This is a genomic window from Bradyrhizobium sp. BLXBL-01 (assembly GCF_051853025.1).
Classification (GTDB): Bacteria; Pseudomonadota; Alphaproteobacteria; order Rhizobiales; family Xanthobacteraceae; genus Bradyrhizobium.
In genome coordinates this window covers 1035225-1052030 of record NZ_CP182471.1, presented here as the reverse complement: position 1 = coordinate 1052030, position 16806 = coordinate 1035225, and the positions used below count along the sequence as shown (strand labels likewise).

General features: G+C 65.7%; 19 protein-coding genes. 8 read left to right on the top strand and 11 right to left on the bottom strand.

Annotated features, from left to right (window positions below; translation table 11 throughout):
* The first annotated feature begins 123 nt into the window (after nucleotides 1-123).
* The gene (locus ACNJYA_RS04950) at nucleotides 124-894 is read left to right on the top strand and encodes a hypothetical protein (RefSeq protein WP_212254024.1); all 771 of its coding nucleotides are present in this window, start codon (nucleotides 124-126) and stop codon (nucleotides 892-894) included.
* A gap of 60 nt (nucleotides 895-954) precedes the next feature.
* On the opposite strand, the gene ACNJYA_RS04945 is transcribed toward ACNJYA_RS04950, so the two are convergent.
* The 5 genes from ACNJYA_RS04945 to ACNJYA_RS04925 form a co-directional block, all read right to left on the bottom strand.
* Nucleotides 955-1761, bottom strand: coding sequence for an SDR family NAD(P)-dependent oxidoreductase (locus ACNJYA_RS04945; protein WP_172785118.1), 807 nt, complete (start codon nucleotides 1759-1761; stop codon nucleotides 955-957).
* A gap of 12 nt (nucleotides 1762-1773) precedes the next feature.
* Nucleotides 1774-2193, bottom strand: coding sequence for a DUF1850 domain-containing protein (locus ACNJYA_RS04940; RefSeq protein WP_439402147.1), 420 nt, complete (start codon nucleotides 2191-2193; stop codon nucleotides 1774-1776).
* Complete coding sequence (locus tag ACNJYA_RS04935) at nucleotides 2154-4262, bottom strand: TRAP transporter permease (protein ID WP_439402146.1); 2109 nt, start codon at nucleotides 4260-4262, stop codon at nucleotides 2154-2156. The genes ACNJYA_RS04940 and ACNJYA_RS04935 overlap by 40 nt, the downstream gene beginning before the upstream one ends.
* Before the next feature lie 155 nt (nucleotides 4263-4417).
* Nucleotides 4418-5365, bottom strand: a complete 948-nt coding sequence (locus tag ACNJYA_RS04930) for a TAXI family TRAP transporter solute-binding subunit (RefSeq protein WP_172785121.1) — start codon at nucleotides 5363-5365, stop codon at nucleotides 4418-4420.
* A 318-nt stretch (nucleotides 5366-5683) separates the two neighbouring features.
* Entirely contained in the window at nucleotides 5684-6163 is a 480-nt protein-coding gene (locus tag ACNJYA_RS04925) for a hypothetical protein (protein ID WP_439402145.1), read from the bottom strand.
* 193 nt (nucleotides 6164-6356) lie between these two features.
* Here ACNJYA_RS04925 and ACNJYA_RS04920 point away from each other — a divergent pair, with 193 nt between their 5' ends.
* Nucleotides 6357-6662 (top strand): hypothetical protein, encoded by a 306-nt coding sequence (locus tag ACNJYA_RS04920; protein ID WP_439402144.1) that lies wholly within the window; start codon nucleotides 6357-6359, stop codon nucleotides 6660-6662.
* Between the two features lie 171 nt (nucleotides 6663-6833).
* On the opposite strand, the gene ACNJYA_RS04915 is transcribed toward ACNJYA_RS04920, so the two are convergent.
* Nucleotides 6834-8051, bottom strand: coding sequence for a hypothetical protein (locus ACNJYA_RS04915; RefSeq protein WP_212254018.1), 1218 nt, complete (start codon nucleotides 8049-8051; stop codon nucleotides 6834-6836).
* Nucleotides 8052-8107: 56 nt separating this feature from the next.
* Nucleotides 8108-8737, bottom strand: coding sequence for an NUDIX hydrolase (locus ACNJYA_RS04910; RefSeq protein WP_433996050.1), 630 nt, complete (start codon nucleotides 8735-8737; stop codon nucleotides 8108-8110).
* 67 nt (nucleotides 8738-8804) lie between these two features.
* On the opposite strand from ACNJYA_RS04910, the gene ACNJYA_RS04905 reads away from it, so the two are divergent.
* From ACNJYA_RS04905 to ACNJYA_RS04880, 6 genes are all read left to right on the top strand, one after another.
* Nucleotides 8805-9230, top strand: a complete 426-nt coding sequence (locus tag ACNJYA_RS04905; protein WP_212254016.1) for a PaaI family thioesterase — start codon at nucleotides 8805-8807, stop codon at nucleotides 9228-9230.
* Nucleotides 9231-9410: 180 nt separating this feature from the next.
* Nucleotides 9411-10433 (top strand): aldo/keto reductase, encoded by a 1023-nt coding sequence (locus ACNJYA_RS04900; RefSeq protein WP_439365590.1) that lies wholly within the window; start codon nucleotides 9411-9413, stop codon nucleotides 10431-10433.
* Between the two features lie 14 nt (nucleotides 10434-10447).
* The gene (locus tag ACNJYA_RS04895; protein WP_172785128.1) at nucleotides 10448-11761 is read left to right on the top strand and encodes a tetratricopeptide repeat protein; all 1314 of its coding nucleotides are present in this window, start codon (nucleotides 10448-10450) and stop codon (nucleotides 11759-11761) included.
* 197 nt (nucleotides 11762-11958) lie between these two features.
* The gene (locus ACNJYA_RS04890) at nucleotides 11959-12537 is read left to right on the top strand and encodes a hypothetical protein (protein ID WP_439365589.1); all 579 of its coding nucleotides are present in this window, start codon (nucleotides 11959-11961) and stop codon (nucleotides 12535-12537) included.
* 55 nt (nucleotides 12538-12592) lie between these two features.
* Nucleotides 12593-12940: a DUF3088 domain-containing protein gene (locus ACNJYA_RS04885; protein ID WP_439365588.1), complete on the top strand. Its 348-nt coding sequence runs from the start codon at nucleotides 12593-12595 to the stop codon at nucleotides 12938-12940.
* Between the two features lie 338 nt (nucleotides 12941-13278).
* Nucleotides 13279-13572 carry a hypothetical protein gene (locus ACNJYA_RS04880; RefSeq protein ID WP_172785131.1) on the top strand — a complete coding sequence of 98 codons (294 nt, stop codon included), beginning with the start codon at nucleotides 13279-13281 and terminating at the stop codon, nucleotides 13570-13572.
* Nucleotides 13573-13616: 44 nt separating this feature from the next.
* Here the strand turns inward: ACNJYA_RS04880 and ACNJYA_RS04875 are convergent, their stop codons facing one another.
* The 4 genes from ACNJYA_RS04875 to ACNJYA_RS04860 all read right to left on the bottom strand — a co-directional run bounded on the left by ACNJYA_RS04875 (nucleotide 13617) and on the right by ACNJYA_RS04860 (nucleotide 16726).
* A complete protein-coding gene (locus ACNJYA_RS04875; protein WP_439365587.1) occupies nucleotides 13617-14888 on the bottom strand; it encodes a flavin monoamine oxidase family protein in 1272 nt (423 codons plus the stop codon).
* Nucleotides 14889-14897: 9 nt separating this feature from the next.
* Nucleotides 14898-15605, bottom strand: a complete 708-nt coding sequence (locus ACNJYA_RS04870) for a RibD family protein (RefSeq protein WP_439365586.1) — start codon at nucleotides 15603-15605, stop codon at nucleotides 14898-14900.
* A 19-nt stretch (nucleotides 15606-15624) separates the two neighbouring features.
* Entirely contained in the window at nucleotides 15625-16287 is a 663-nt protein-coding gene (locus tag ACNJYA_RS04865; protein ID WP_439365585.1) for an FABP family protein, read from the bottom strand.
* Nucleotides 16288-16477: 190 nt separating this feature from the next.
* On the bottom strand, nucleotides 16478-16726 hold the full coding sequence (locus ACNJYA_RS04860; protein WP_212254010.1) for a hypothetical protein: 249 nt from the start codon (nucleotides 16724-16726) through the stop codon (nucleotides 16478-16480).
* Between the last annotated feature and the right edge of the window lie 80 nt (nucleotides 16727-16806).

Sequence of the window (16806 nt, the reverse complement as noted above, 5' to 3'; positions counted from 1 at the left end):
CGAGCCCCTAGGGGCGCGCAGATCCGGGACGACGGCGAGTTTGGTGCGTTCAGCAACGTGCGCCTCGTCACACACAGCGTCCCGGAGTTTGAACCGGACCCCGCTTTCCCAGACTCACTCCTGATGACGACCTTGATCGACGATCGTCGTGTACGCGCGCGTGATGCGTCGCCCGCACGATACTTTTATTTCCACATGGCGCTGGCCTGCGCCGCCACCGCCTTTCTCGGCTTCGCACCGACCTATTGGGTGCCGCTCGCTCACCGGACATTCTCCGCAAGCCCGGTGATTCATTTTCATGGACTCTTGTTCTTCACCTGGTCGCTGTATTTCGTGCTCCAGACCTGGCTCGCGGCCTCCGGCCGCGTGGTCAACCACCGCTCGCTCGGCATTGCCGGCGTATCGCTCGCGACCGCGATGACGATTTTCGGTTTCCTCGCCTCGGTCCACGTGATGCAGCATTCCGCCGCGCTCGGGCAGAAGGACGCCGGCATCGCCTTCTCGATCGTGCCGATGAGCGGAATCGCGTTCTTCGCCGTGGTGTTCGTGCTGGCGATCATGAATACGCGCAGGCCCGAGGTTCACAAGCGCCTGATGCTGCTCGCGGCGGTCTCGATCCTCGACGCCGCGATCGCGCGCTGGTTCCTGACCTTCCTCGCGCCTCCCGGACCGCCCGGCCCGCCGCCGGTGCCCGTGACGATCGCGCCGGCTGTCGTCGCCTCCCTTCTGCTCGTCGTCGCCATGGTGCGCGACTGGCGCACCGAAGGGCGCGTGCATCCGGTCTACATCACCGGCACCCTCGCGCTTTTGGCGGTGAAGGTGCTGAACTGGCCGGTCAGCGAAACGGCGGCGTGGCATTCGTTCGCCGGCGGCATCCTGGCGCTGGCGCAGTAGCTCTCGGCGTCGTCCCGGACAAGTGGAGCGCCAATCCGGGACGGCGACGAAGACTGAAAGCTACGCCCCCGCCTTGCACGTGATCCCGCCGTCGACCACGAGCTCGATGCCCGTCACGTATTTCGACTCGTCCGACGCCAAAAACAGCGCGGCGTTGGCGACGTCCCATGCATCGCCCATGTGGCCCATCGGCACCTGCGCGTCGCGCGCGCGCCACATCGCTTCGACATCGCCCTTGGCGTAGCTGGCGGCGAGGCCGGCGGAGTGCTCGACCATCGGCGTCTTCATCAGGCCGGGCAGGATCGCGTTGACGCGCACATGATGACGCGCGAACTCGATCGCCGTGGTGCGCGTCATCTGGTTCATCGCCGCTTTCGAGGTGCCGTAGGTAACGTAGGAGATGCCCATGTGGCGGATCGAGGCGATCGAGGAGATGTTGATGATCGAGCCGCCGCCCTGCTTCACCATGATCGGGATGACGTGCTTCATGGCGAGATAGGCGCTCTTGAGGTTGACGCTGAAGACGCGGTCCCAGCTGTCCTCGCTCACCTCGACCACGCTGCCCATCTCGGCGATGCCGACATTGTTGTCGAGCACGTCGATGCGGCCATAGGCCTTCAGGCACGCCGCGACCATCGCCTCGATCTCACTGGCGCGCGACACGTCGGCCGTGAATGCCGTCGCCTTGCCGCCTTCGCCCGTGATGATCTTCGCGGTCTCCTCGGCCGCGGCAGCATTGCGATCGACGCAAAACACCTGCGCGCCCTCGCGCGCAAAGGTCACCGCGGTCGCCTTGCCGTTGCCCCAGCCGGGTCCGATCGAGCCGGCCCCCACCACCATCGCAACCTTGCCCTTGAGCCGATCCATCGTGATCTCCCCTTATTTCTCTTGTTCTTTGCAGATGCTCATTCTTGTGACGTTAGCACCGATCGGCTGCCCGACAATCTCCGACAACGTCCGGCACTTTGCGTCATGGCAAAGTCGCCATTCCCCCGCCGCGCCGGAATTGCCGAGCACCACCTCCGGCATCGGCGCACGCTGCGGCCGCCATTGAAACCAGCCATCGACCAGCCGCGCCTCGGGCGGCGGCTCCATGCCGGGGCCGGTGCCCTTGACGCGGGCCTGCACCAGTTCGAGGCCGGCGGGCGTGAGGCGCCAGTCTTCCTGCCATTCGACCTTGGCGATCGAATGCGTCCAGACAAGCGTGAACGCGGACAGCGCCAGCGCCTTCACGCCGCCAACTGTCGCAAGACAGAGACTCACACCGCCTCGACCGTTGCCGGCGGACGCTGCCGCCATTGCCACAGCACGAGCGCGGCGGCGAGCACGAAGCCGGCGGTGTCGCTGAACGGGAATTCGCCGAGCAGACAGAGTGCGCCGCCGAGCGCGACCACGCGCTCGATCAGCGTCAGCCGCGTGAACAGGAAGCCGATCGCGACCATGCCGAACAGGCCGATCGCCACCAGCGCCTTCAAGCTCGCCAGCGCCACCGCGCCGTAGAAGCCGAGTTTGGCCGCCATGGGATCGCCGGCCTGCAGCATCAAGGCCGGCGAATAGACGAAGATGAAGGGAATGACGTAGCCGGCGAGCGCGATGCGCATCGCCTCCCAGCCGATCTTGTCCGGGTTCTCCTTGGCGATCGGCGCGGCCGCAAGCGCAGCGAGCGCCACCGGCGGCGAGAGGTCGGCCATGATGCCGTAGTAGAATGCGAACATGTGGCTCGCGATCAAGGGCACGCCGAGCTTGGCCAGCGCAGGCGCTGCGAGCGCGGCGGTGATGATGTAGGTCGGGATGGTCGGGATGCCGGTGCCGAGCAGAATCGACAGCAGCATGGTCATGACCAGCGCCAGGAACAGGCTCTTCTCGCCGAGACCGATCACCCAGCCGCCGAAGATGGTGCCGACGCCGGTCTGCGACATCATGCCGATGATGACGCCGACGATGGCGCAGGCCATGCCGACCGTGATGGCGGATTTCGCGCTCTCGGCGAGCGCATCGCGGCAGGCGCGCAACGCCGCAAAGCCGCCGCGCACGAAGGCCGTGATCACGATCAGCCCGACCACGACGGTCGCGACCGGCACGATCTGGAGGCCGTCGCGCGACAGTGCCGCGACGACGAGCGCGAGCCCGATCCAGAAGATGGTGCGGATCACGTTCGAGGAGGCGCCCGTCGTGATGGCGGTGCCGAGGATCAGCGTCACCGTCAGCGCAAGGCCCATGCTGCCGGCGTAGAGCGGCGTAAAACCCTCGAACAGCATGTAGACCAGCGCCGCGAGCGGCAGCACGAGGTACCAGCGCGTCACCAGCGCCTTCCAGGCGCTCGGGATCTCCGAACGCTTCATGCCGACGAGGCCGTGCTTGCCGGCTTCCAGATGCACCATCCAGAACGCGGAGGCGAAATAGAGGATCGCAGGGATAGCGGCCGCTTTGACGATCTCCGAATATTGTACGCCGAGCGTCTCGGCCATGATGAAGGCAACCGCGCCCATCACCGGCGGCATGATCTGACCGCCCATCGAGGCCGTAGCCTCGACGCCGGCGGCGAAGGCGCGGCGGTAGCCGAACTTGATCATCAAGGGGATCGTGAACTGGCCGACGGTGACGACGTTGGCGACGCCCGAGCCGGAGATGGTGCCCATCATGCCCGAGGCGAACACCGCGACCTTGGCAGGTCCGCCGCGGGTGCGGCCGAACAGGCCGAGCGAGACATCGGTGAACAGCTGGATCATGCCGGCGCGCTCCAGGAACGAGCCGAACAGGATGAACAGGAAGATGTAGGTCGCCGAGACGTAGACCGGCACGCCGTAGAAGCCTTCGGTGCCGAACGACAGATGCGTGACGATCTGGTCGAAATCATAGCCGCGATGGTTCAGCGGCGACGGCAGGTACTGCCCGAAAAACCAATAGAAGAGACACGCGCCGCACATCAGCGGCAGCGCCGCGCCCATCAGTCGCCGCGTGCCCTCGAAGATCAGCACCGCGAGCAGCGTGCCGACGGTGAGATCGAGCCTGGTCGGATCGCCGTCGCGCGCGATCAGGTCGGCATAGAAGATCCATTGGTAGAGACCGCAGAAGAAGCCGGCGCCGCCGATCACCCAGCCGAGCGCACGGCCGAAATCGCTCTTCGCAGTGAAGTTGGCGATCAGGCCGAAGGTGAGCAGGAGCAGGAAGCCGACATGGACGCCGCGTACCACCTGGCTCGGCAGATAGTTGAACGCGGCGACGTAGAGCTGGAAGGTCGCGAACGCGATGCCGATCCAGTAGGCGAGCTGGCCCCACCAGCCCGGGCCGAATCCTTCCGGAAAACCGTGCTCGAAATTGTCGAACTCGACCTTGATAGGGCCCTCGGTGGCCTCTGCCTGCGACATCGATATTCCCCGCGCCCTGATGGAGGTCGTTATAGCAAAGGCCCGTCCCCGCACACGTCATGGCCGGGCTTGTCCCGGCCATCCACGGTTACGCTGCCTCTAAGAACGTGGATGCCCGGGACAGCCCGGGCATGACGATACGGAGAGAGCCGATCCTACTTGATCAGCCCCTTTTCCTTGTAATAGCGGATCGCGCCAGGGTGCAGCGGAACCGGGCTGCCGGTGGCTGCCGTCTCGAGCTTGATCTCCTTGCCGGCCGCATGCGCATTCTGCAATTCCGGCAGGGACTCGTAGATCAGTTTTGTCATTTGATAGGCGAGATCGTCCGACACCGCGGAACTCGTGACGAGATAATTGATCACGGCCGCGGTCGGCACGTCCTTGTCCTGGCCGGTGTAGGTGTTGGCCGGAATGATCGCAGAAACGAAGGGCGGGCCGATCTTGTCGACCGTCTCCTTCGGCACCGACACCACGGTGATCGGGCTCGAGGTCGAGAGGTCTTTCAGCGAGGCGACGCCGAGCCCGGCCGATTGCAGCGTGGCGTTGAGCTGCCGGTTCTTCATGAGATCGACCGATTCGGCAAAGGGCAGATATTCGACCTTGCCGAGATCCTTGTAGCTCATGCCGGCAGCGGCCAGGATCGCGCGCGAGTTCAGCTCGGTGCCCGACTTCGGCGCGCCGACCGACAGGCTCTTGCCCTTGAGGTCGGCCAGCGTCTTGATGCCGGATTCAGCGGTCGCAACGATCTGGATGTAGTTCGGATAGATCGCGCCGATCGTGCGCAGCTTGTCGAGCTTGGTCTTGAAGCCCGCCTCCTCCTCGCCGTTCCAGGCGGCCTTCAGCGAATCGCCCAGCGTGAACGCCAATTCGCCGCGGCCCTGCTGCAACAGGATCAGGTTCTCGACCGACGCCTTGGTGGCTTGCACCTGTGTCTTCACGTTGGGAATCTTGTCGCCGTAGATCTTTCCGATTGCGACCCCGAGCGGGTAATAGACGCCCGAGGTGCCGCCGGTCAGCACGTTGACGAAGGATTGCGCCTGCGCGCAAGGTGCCGACGCCGCCAGAGCAAGAGCCGCGGCCGCGCCGAAAATGGTCCGTTTCATGGTTGTTGTTCTCCCCAAACCGGCGGCGAAATTGGCCGGATGAGGGATGCGGGTCAACCCATCCAAAAGGCAAAACAGGACTGCGGCAAAGGGCCGTTCCCGCTGGTTTTTTTTGGAACCCGACGGTGCGGTGAGGTGGCGCACTTCAGCTCTCCCGCTTTGCTTGCGGGAGAGGTCGCGCCGAAGGCCCGCGTGAGGGCTATCTCCTCTAGGGGAGGGTCCCATTGCGGAGACACCCTCTCCCCAGCCCTCCCCCGCAAGCGGGGACGGAGCGCACCTTCTACGAGGCGATGGTCGAGCACACCCTCCGCAGCAATGCTACTGGAACGTCATGTCCAGGCATTTGGAGATGTCGGAGCCGAGGCCGGTGGAGATGATGATGCAGCCGCGCACCTTCTGCGCGCCGACGTCGGCCGCCCAGACCGAATAGCCGCCGGGGCCGAAGAACGAATTGGTGTTCGGCGGCTCGGTCTCGGTAGCGTCGAAATCATACTTGCCGTCGGTCTCGAAAATGCGCGGCTTCTTGGTGCAGCCGCCGTCGGTCTGGACGTTGATGACTTCCTTGTTGTCGCGGGTCAGCGCCAGGGAGACCTGGCAGCGGAAATATTCCGACGTCTTGGTGTTGAAGAGATAGGTGTAGGACTTGCAGGTCGCCGTGTTCAGCTTGCCCGGGGCAAGGCCGCGGCTGCACGAAATCCGCTGGTTGTGGCTGAGCTGGTAGTCATCGGCTTGGGCGGCCGGCGCCAGCGCGGTAAGCAGCACCGCGGCAGCCGAGCAGGCTTTAACGACAAGGTTCATTCGAATCACCCCCACCAATATTTTTGTCGAGTTGCGTTCTAGACGGAAAGCGGAACATAGTCGCGAGGGGACGAAGGGAAAATCACAAACTGCTGGGCAAGACGTGATGCGCTGCGGCGCTTTCGCAAATTGACCGGGACGCATCGTTCGTGATTTGTTCAAGCCCGGAATGTCCCGACCTTGGGAGGATGGGATGACGGCATTTTCAATCAAGACATTTGCAATCGCAGCCGCGCTCGGCGCACTGGCTGGGCCCGCATTGGCGCAAACCGCAGCGACGCCCTGGGAGCTCAAGCCCGACACCGGCTACGCCTATGACAAGGACGGCAAGACCTATTCCTACAAGATGGGCACCAGCAATGCCGGCGAGCTCTTGAAGGGCGCCAAGAAGGTGCCCAGGGGCACGCTGTTCTTCCTCGGCCACAACGGCCAGCTCTACATGCGCAGCGGCCCGTATCTGGAGGGTGACGGCAAGTTCAAGTTCGGGCCGGATCAGTAGAAGTCGCGGTCGGTGCGCTCCCTCGCCCCGTTCTTACGGGGAGAGGGTTGGGGTGAGGGGCCTCTCTCCACGCATGAGATTGTCGAGGGACCTGTACCCCCTCACCCGGATTGCATCTGACGATGCAATCCGACCTCTCCCCGCAAGCGGGGAGAGGTGAAGAAGGCGCTCCTAAAACGCCCCTGCCAGCTCCCTTGCGCCGGCTTTGCTGCTGTTGAAGTCCATGCGCTCGTCCGTCACGGCCAGCAGCTTCGCCACCGTGTTGTGGCGGATCGCGACCGGGTTGCGCTCGTAGCCGCCACGCTGGAAGAAATTCGAGGTCGGCACCTGCTCGCGCATCGCCTGCGGCATCGTCACCATGTCGAGGCCGGTGCCGTCGCCGGTGAGGTTCATCATCTCGAGCTCGGCCGCCGACAGCGGGCGGGTGAAGCCCTTGGCGCGGGCGAACAGCACGGATGTCAGCAGCTTGTGGGTCTGCAGCATCGGGCCGATGTCGATGTCCAGCACCATGGCATGCATGGCCCAGCCCTGCGTCGTGTTACCGATCTTCTCGTGCTCCGACCAGGTGTCGGGCACCGACTTCGCATGCGCCACCATCTTCTTGAGCACGGCGAGCTTGTGCTCGAGCGCCTGCCGGGCCGGCCCCGAGCTCCGCGCCACCTTCTCGGACAGCGCACGAATGAATTCGTGGCCCTGCTCGGCGAGCAGCTCGACGCTGTTGGTGGTGAGCAGCTGGTTGTAGCCCATCGCGGTCGAGATCGCGCGCTTGCCGCCATGCTCGATGCCCGCTTGCACGTCGTAACTGCCGGTGCCGCCGGTCTCGAACGAATAGACCCGCACCGCCTGCTCGCGCGTCAACCCGGAGGCCAGCGCGTAGCGCGCATAGGCGCGCTTGAACTCGAGCTCGCTGGAGGGGCGCTGCGGCGTGAACTGGTAGTGCTCCTGCGCCGCGCGCAGCAGATCGGCGACCACGGGGATGGGCTTCTTGGGCGGCCGGTCCGGGGTTTCCTCCGGCTCCGGGTTCACCGGCTTCTTCGGCCCGGTATAGAGCGGCGGATGCTCCAGAACGTAATCATCGAGCGTGATCTGCTGCCCGCTGCGCCGCTTGGCGTTCCGCGTCTTCCGCTTCTCGGAGATCTGGCTCCAGTAAGCGCCGGCCTCGGCATCGAAGGCCGCGCGCGCAGCCTGATATTCCGCGAGCTTGCGGCGATATTCGAGCACCGCGGGCGAGGCCCCCGCGCCTTGCGCGAAAAACTGCGACAGCAGCTGGGCGTTGGCATTGCGAACGGCGGGCGGCAGCGCGTCGGCCTCGGCGCCGCGCGCTGCGGGCGAGATCAGGACGAGCGCGAGCGGAACCAGCGCCAATTTGTTTCGAATCGAATGATGCATGCTGCCTTCTTAGCAGGCATCCGGTAACCGTCACGTTAACGCGCCGTTTACCATCGTCACCTCCAGGCAAATACCGGCTGTTCCAGGTCGGTGACGCGGGTGTGCCGCCCCGCCAGCACCTCGCGGAACTGGTAGATCAGCGCCGCGGTCGGCGCATGGATCAAACTCATCTGGTGATGGAAGCGGATCACGCGGCGGCTGCTCTCGGGAATCGCGGTGAAGTCGAAGGCATCGTCGCGCTCGATCGTGTCGAGCGCGATGCGATGGACGGAGGCGACCTCGTCCGGGTTCGGGCGGATCACAGCACTGTCGGCTGCCCAGACCACGACCGGCGTGATCAGATAGCCCGAGCGCGTCGGATAGTCGTCGAGCAGGCCGAGCACCGCATCGGCTGAAAGCTCGAGTGCGAGCTCTTCGTCGAGCTCGCGCAGCGCGGCCTCGACCGGCGTCTCGCCGGCATCGCAGCGTCCGCCGGGCAGCGCCCATTGGCCGCGATGGGCGCGCAGGTGCGAGGCGCGCCTGGTGAGCAGGAAGGCGGTGTCGCCACCGTCGTCGGATTCAGTCAACGCCAGCACCACCGCGGCGCGCTTCAGCGCCGACGGCGCGGTTATCTCGGGCAGCCGCGCGAAGGCCGCGCAGGCCTCTGCGATATTCCGTCTCGTGGCATCGTCGAACGCTCTCATGATGCTTGACTACACCAGGACCGCACCTGATGAAACGAGGAGAGATCGCGTTGCAAGGATAGACGACGACATGACCAGCAAGGCCGCCGCAAGGCTGAAATCAGAGGGCTGGAGCATCCTGGAGACCACGGGCTTCCTGCACCTGATCGGCCCCTTGTGGGAGCGCAAGGTCGACGGCCATTACGAGTTCGCGCTCGCGACCGAAGACAAGCACCACAACCGCCGCGGCATGGTCCAGGGCGGCGTGATGATGACGTTCGCCGATCGCACCTGCGGCATGACGGCCCGCCACGTCTCCGGCAAGGAGTACTTGGCGACGGTGCAGCTCGACACGCATTTCGTCGAGGCCGGCCAGATCGGCGACATCCTGATCTCCCGCCCCCGCGTGGTGCGCTCGACCCGCAGCCTGATCTTCATGAGCACCGAGTTGACGGTGGACGACCGCTGCATCGTGATGGCGAACGGCGTGTTCAAGATCTTGAAGGCGCCGGGGTAGCTGTTCGGTCAGCAAGGCCGCCAACGCTGCACACCGCACCCACCGCCGTCATTGCGAGGAGCTCTTGCGACGAAGCAATCCAGCACCTCTCCGCGGAGGCATCTCTGGATTGCTTCGCTGCGCTCGCAATGACGCAACCCGGCGGCTATGCTGCGCCCATAACATATCGAGGACCCGCTCATGCAATACCGTCAGCTCGGCCGCAGCGGCCTGAAAGTGTCGCCGATTTGCCTGGGCACCATGATGTTCGGCGGGCCGACCGACGAAGCCACATCAACGCGGATCATCGATAAGGCCCACGACGCCGGCATCAATTTCATCGATACCGCGGACGCCTATTCGAAAGGCGGCTCGGAGGAGGTCGTCGGCCGCGCCATCGCGCGCAACCGCCAAGCCTGGGTGCTTGCCACAAAGCTCGCAAACCCCATGAATAGCGAATTGGGCGATGATCCCAATCGCGGCGGGCTGTCGCGGCGCTGGGTGCTGCAGGCGGCGGACGAGAGCTTGATGCGGCTCGGCACCGATCGCATCGACATCTACTATCTGCACAAGGAAGACCATGCCACGCCGCTGGAGGAGACCGTGCGCGCGATGGGTGACCTGATTCGATCAGGCAAGGTGCGCTATTTCGGCGTCTCGAACTACCGCGCCTGGCGCCTCGCCGAGATCTGCAACATCTGCGACCGCCTCGGCATCGACCGGCCCGCGGTGAGCCAGCCTTATTACAACGCCATGAACCGCATGCCGGAGGTCGAGCAGTTTCCGGCCTGCGCCTATTACGGCCTCGGCATCGTGCCCTACAGCCCGCTGGCGCGCGGCGTGCTCACCGGCAAGTACAAGGTGGATGCGGCGCCCGACAAGGAGACGCGCGCCGGCCGCAACGACACCCGCATGATGCAGACGGAATGGCGGCCGGAATCGCTCCAGCTCGCCCAGGAGATCAAGGCTCACGCCGAGAAGAAAGGCATCACCGCCGGCCAATTCGCGGTCGGCTGGGTGCTCAACTCCGCCTTCGTCTCGTCGGTGATCGCCGGTCCCCGCACCGAGGAGCAATGGGACGGCTACATAAGCGCGCTCGATTATCGTTTCACCGCGGAGGACGAGGCGCTGATCGACCGCCTGGTGACATCAGGCCATCCCTCGACGCCGGGCTATAACGACCCGGCCTATCCGATCGAAGGCCGCCGCGCGCGGACGGCGTGAGGACGGGGACGTCGATGACGCTTGAAGACCGCTACGGCTTGCCGCTCTCCACCTCATCGCACGAGGCAGCAAGCGCCTATCGTGACGGCGTCGACCTCATGCTCGCGGGCTGGACCGGCACGGCGGAGATGCTGGAGCGCGCGATCGCGGCCGACCCTGATTTCGCGCTGGCCCATATCGCCCGCGGCCGCGTGCATGCCTTCTACCAGCAGGGCGATCTCGCGCGACAGAAGGCGGCACGCGCGCGTGAGCTCGTGGCGAAGCGCGGCAGCGAGCGCGAGCGCTCGCATGTCGAGACGCTGGCGCTCGCGATCGAGGGCCGGCTGCCGGAGGCGATCGCATCGACGCTGAAGCACATCGACGCATGGCCCCGCGACGCCGTGGTGCTGTCGCTGCCGCTCGGCGCGTTCGGCCTGTTCGCCTTCTCCGGCATGGCCGATCACGACCGCGCCCGGCACGAGCTCTGCGAGAGGGTCGCGCAGCATTACGGCGAGGACTGGTGGTTCCTCACGATGTCCGGCTGGGCGATGACGGAGAATGGCGACGTCGCGCGGGGGCGCATCGTCACCGAGCGCGGCTTCAATCTGCGTCGGGCGAATGCCCATGCCGCGCATGCGGTGCTGCATGCGATGTTCGAGGATGGATCGATCGAGGAAGCCGATCGCCTGGTCGAGGAATGGATCCCGGCTTACGGCCGCGCCGGACTCCTCCACGGCCATATCCGTTGGCATCAGGCGCTCGGCGCGCTCGAGCATGGCGATGCGGCGCGGGCGCTCGCGATCTACGCCGACGTGCTTCAGCCCACTGCCACGCAGGCGCCGCCGCTCAACGTCATCACCGACAGTGCCTCGCTGCTGTGGCGCCTGTCGATGTACGGCCATGCGGTGCCGAAGGCGCTGTGGCTGGAAGCCGACGCCGCCGCGCAAAAACTGTTTCCGAAATCGAGCCTTTCCTTTGCCGACGTCCACATGGCGCTGTTCGCGGCCGCGATGCAGAATCGCGAAGCGCTCGCCGTCCGCCTTGCGGCGATCGAGCAGCGGCTGGCTGACGGCAAGCTGCCGGCCGGCCCGGTGGTGCCGGCGATCTTCCGCGCGCTCGCGGCTTTCGCCGATGAGGATTACCGGACCTGCGTGCAGATGCTCGCGCCGGTGCTCGGCGAGGTCGTGCGCATCGGCGGCAGCCACGCCCAGCGCGAGCTGATCGAGGACACCTATATCGTCGCGCTGATGCGTAGCGGCGAGCTGCCCCGCGCCCGCGCCGCGCTGGACGCCCGCCTCCACCGCCGCCCCTCCTTCCGCGATCAGCGCTGGCAGGCGGCGGTGGGCTAGCTCCGCCACGAAAAAAACACCGGCCTGATGGCATGTGCCCGCTGGGATGGATCGGGCGATTTGAACGAATCGCCGTCGGGGTTGACGCGGTGGTATTCCAGTCGGGACTCGCAGCACAAACGGGATCGCAACCAATTTGCGATTCGATAGTTATGGTGCGGAATTGTTCCGCCGCCATGGCCCCCGTGAGCCCTACGATGCACCTTCGCCGATTGGTCCTCGCCGCGTTGCTCGTTGTCTCGGCAAGTCCTTGTTTTGCCGAGACTTCCAAGCCCATTCCGGTCAACAATCCGCCGGCGCAGCCGAACGCCTTCATCGATCTCCTGGCGCTGATGTCGGGCCACTGCAAGACGTTCAGGGTCGCAGGCCGCACCTTGCCCTGCAAGACGGTGGCCTACGCCCACGGCGACACGGGCCGGGTCAATTTCGCGGTCGCAGTCGACGATCCCTCCGATGACAGTCATGTGGTGTCGTTCTCCGGCGAGAACGGCAAGCGCGCCGACGACAATTCCTATGAACTCCCAATCGACCGCGTGCTGCTCAACTCCAAGGACCGCCCCAAGGTCGATGGCCTGCCGGTGCCGGCCGAGCAGACCTCGACCGGGATCTGCCGCCAGACCGGCAACTTCGCCGCCAGGAAGGTGAACGACGTCACCTGCTCGGCGACCGACAGCCAGGGCCGCAAATACGAGCTCCTGTTCGTCTCCGACGGCACCCCCGTCAGCGTGCGCCGCATCCGGCAATCGTCGCCGTCGATCCAGGATCCGTTCAAATAGCTCCGTGTCCGCTGGCGTCAACGCGTACGATGGCGATGACGTCACGGAGCGACCTATGAAACGTGACCGCCTGTTTCTGCTGCGTCCCGGCTTCGAGGATCCGGCCTTTCCGGGCCAACGCTTCTATTGCTGGCACTGCGCGCTGATCGAGGGTGTGCTGGCCTCGTTTCCACAGCTGGCCGAAAAGCTCGACGTCGAGCGGATCCCCTGGCCACGGCCGCGGCAAGCCGTGATCGCGCTGGTCGGCAAGGAGAATCAGTCGCTGCCGCTGCTCGTGCTCGCGACTGGGGCGACTTCGCCGCACCAGACCGGCAGCCATCATGGCCGCGCCTTCATCGCAGACAAGGACGCGATCCTCGCCGCGCTCTCCGAGCGGCACGGCTTTCCCGATCCGCATCCGTGATAGTGTGTGCGAAAATCTGTATGCCCCACTCTCGTGTCCCGGACGCGCTGCAACGCTCCTTGCGCTGCTGCGCAGAGCCGGGACCCATGCAGCGGGTCCACCAGGAAAATAGGCCCCGGCTCAGCAGCGCATCGTCGAAGAGACGCTGCGCTGCGTCCGGGGCACCAATCGGCAGGCGAAGCCTCGTCATGCGACGATAGAACGCGCGCCTTTCGAGCGTTCACAAACGTTAACGAGCGTTCATCGGAACTGATATCTGCGTCGTTTCGACGCCCGCACCGGCCGGAACGCGCGGGATGCTCATGTGTTGTCACGCGACATTCAACTGGAGTGATGACATGAAATATCTCATTGCCGCGATCGCCCTCGGTGCTGCGGCGTTGGCCGGCGGATCGGCGAACGCGGCCGGCAGCGTAAGCGCCAAGCAAACCGCGCAGGAAAGCCAATCCACCGACATCAGCGCGCACCGCAGGCACTACCGCTGGCACGGTCACCACCATCACGGCTATTATCGGCCCTATTACAGAAGCTACGGCTACTACCCGCGCCATAGCTATTACGGCGGTGGCCCCTATGGGTACTACGGCGGAGGCCCCGGCGTGACGTTCAGCTTCGGCGGCGGTCGCTGGTAAGAGGGACACAGACGAGAGGCCCGCAGAGATGCGGGCCTCTTTTGTTATTTCTGCAGGATCGCGGCCACCGTCTCCAGGCCACTCGCCAGGGCCGCCTCGACTGTGCCCATGTCGCGGCCGCGATAGAGCGCTTCACCCGAAAACAGCACCAAGCCGTCGGCACGCGCGAGGATCGCCTGTGCCTCGCGGGTGCGCGGCGTCGCCCACGAATAGGCGCCGCGCGCGAAGCGATCATGCGCCCAATTGGTCGCAGCAGACGCCACCAGCTCGCGCGCGATGTGATCGCGCGGCAGGCCGAAGACGGTGGCCAGCGAGCCGAGCCCGGCATCGATCAGGGCTTGCGCGTCGAGGCTTTCCAGCTCCGCCGTGCGCGGTCCGCCGAACCAGCCCGTGAGCACGGGACGCTGGTCCGGGTAGCGCGTCCACCACACCGGGATCACCTCATCCGACAGCAGGAAGGTCATGTCGGCAAGGTCTGCCATGCGCTCGCGCCACCATGGCCGCGCGAAGCGCAGCAGGATCTTGATGACGTTGCCGAAGCCGATATCGTCGGCAGCCGCAAGCTTGGCCACCGCGCCGGCCGGCAGCGCGATGTCGCGCAGCAGCGGCAGCGGCACGGTGATGATCGCGCGATCGCAGGTCTGCACATCGCCGCCGGCGCAGCGAACGATCACCGCGCCGCCCTCCTCCGCAATGGCCGACACGACGGAGCCGAGGCGGATGGTGACGCCGTGCCTGCGGCAGTCGGCCGCCATCCATTCGATCATCGCACCGTAGCCGCCGGCGATGCGCGCCTGCGGAGCGTGTCCGCCGTCCATCCATTCCGCGCGTAGCGCCAGCGTGGAGGCGCGTTCGGGATCGGCTGCGTCATAGCCTTCGACCATCCGCTCGATCGAATGGCGCATCGGCGCGTAGTTATCGCCTGCAAAATGCAGGCGCAGGAAGTCGGCGGCCGTGAGGTCGTCCTGCAAGCCGCCCAGCACGGCCTGAAGCTCCGCCTCATGGGGATCGTCGCGCGCCTCGCGCGTGAGCTTCGTCCCGTCAAAGCTCCACCGCTCGCCTTCGATCTCCTGAAGCGACAGGCCGGCCTCGCGCAGCAATGCGCGCGTGACCGGCGCCTCGCCATGAATGAACTCGGCGCCGCCATCGGCAGCATAGCCGAACTCCGCGGCCGGCAGCGGATGAATGCGGCCGCCGCAGCGCTGGCGCGCCTCCAGGATCGTCACCTTGCGGCCGGCACGCGCCAGCTCGCGCGCCGCCATCAGGCCGGCCGCGCCGGCACCGACGATGACGATGTGCTCGGATGGATCGGACATGGCCGCGCCTTACCGGCTCGCGGCTTGCGGATCGTTCTGGATCAGATAGCGCAGCAGCAGAACGCCGCCGCCGAGCTCGCGCGTGCTCTCCAGCGTCATCGCGGTGAGCGGCGCGCGCCGGTCGCCGTCCGCCTCCGTCGAATCGAACACGAAGGGGGCGCCTTTTGCGCCGTCGATCGCGGGGCTGAGGATCAGATTGAATTCGTCGATGAGGCCGGCGCGCAGGAACGCGCCGTTGGCGACGCCACCACCCTCGACCAGCAGACGCTTCACGCCGAGCTCGCGGCTGAGAATGTCCAGCGTCAGGGCGAGGTCGATCTCGGATTTGCCGGCAAAGATGTAGGACACGCTCTCGCCGCGGAGGCCGGCGAGATGCGAATCCGGGACGTTCTCGGTCAGCACGACGACGATCGGATCACCGCCGATCTCCGCGCGCCCCCAGCCGATCTTGCCCTCTGCATCGAGCACGACACCGTAGGTCTTCGCATCGCGCCGGGCGAACCAGCTCTCGCGTGGGAATTTCGCGTTCGTCGCGGGATAGGGCTTGCCCTTGGCGAATTCCGATCCGGTGACGCGGCCGATCACCCAGGCATCACCGCCGAGCTCTTCATGGATCTTCTCGAACCAGTCCGTGCCCGCGCCTTTCGGACGCCAGCGGCTGGGATGCGTGCGGCCGTCGAGGCTGGAGTGCATCAGGCAGATGACATACGGTTTCATGCAATCCTCCGGGCAGCGCTCAGGCCGCGGATCCATCGCCTGCAGCACGACCGTGCACGATCGCCGCCAGCGGATTGAGCCTGGGCGGCGCCACCAGCTGGAGCGTGTTGGTGTCGTGGTGATTGAACGGCGCGCCGCGCACGAACAACTCTGTCTGGATCAGATAGGTCCAGCTGCCGTCGTCGTTGAAAGTGATGTCGCAGCGATAAGCGTCGGTACGGAAGGCCTGCTCCAGAAAATCGGTCGAGCAGATCCCGTAGGCGGTGTCGCCGCGCTTGGCGGTGACCGAGATCGCCCTGTCATCCGGTCCGGCCTCACCCGAGGCCAGCAGCACCTGCCCGCGCGGGATCGCCAGGGTCTGCATGATCAGCCCGGTCGCCGGCTCCCACAGCCAGTAGCCGACCTGGTCGTGGAAGGTGATGTCTTCCTCGGGCGTGTTGATGTGAATGTGATAGCGCAGCCCGTACAACAGCTGCGGCCCATTGGCCTGCGGATCGATCGGGTCCATGCGGATGCGCTCGATGAAGGTCCGGCGCTCCGGCCCTTCCGCCTTCGGATTGATGTCGATGCCCTTGTCCGCCTGCCAGGTGCCGGCAAGACGCCGAAGCGGGCCGAGATTGGCCAGGCCGTCGGGCGAGACGTCCTCGGGTTCGGTGAAGATATCGGCGGGAACGGGGAGCATGGAGGCCTCGCGGAGTTGCAGAGACCAGCAATAACACGGGCCGGCGGCGGTCTGAATTCAACTGTTACCGGCAAAGCGCCGGAGGCATTCGAGCCATGCGATGATGCGTATTGCATCCCGCGCGCGCTCGGGCGCTGCAGCGCGCAGGTTGACCAGGTCGTTGAGCTGCCGGCGCGCCCGCGAGCCGTCGTCAGGCCGCTTCGGACACCGATTTCGCGCGCAGCTCGAGCACGCCGATCGTCGCGACCAGATTGTCGCGCCGCGCGCGAAGGTTGAGCGCGAGAAGCGGATAGGTCGGTTGAACCGGGTCGAACACCCCGGCGCGCGCTTCCTCCTCGAGAATGTCGGTATTAATCAGCCGAACGCGCCACCATAAATCGGCGATCAACGCGTCGAGCCGGAGTTCATCAGCAGCACCAGAACGGGACACTTCCTGCATCACTTGCCTCAACCTGAAACGGCCTCTCCGCCGAGGCCTGGGGTTGGGTCATGACTGAGCAAGTGGAGTGCCAGGACGGC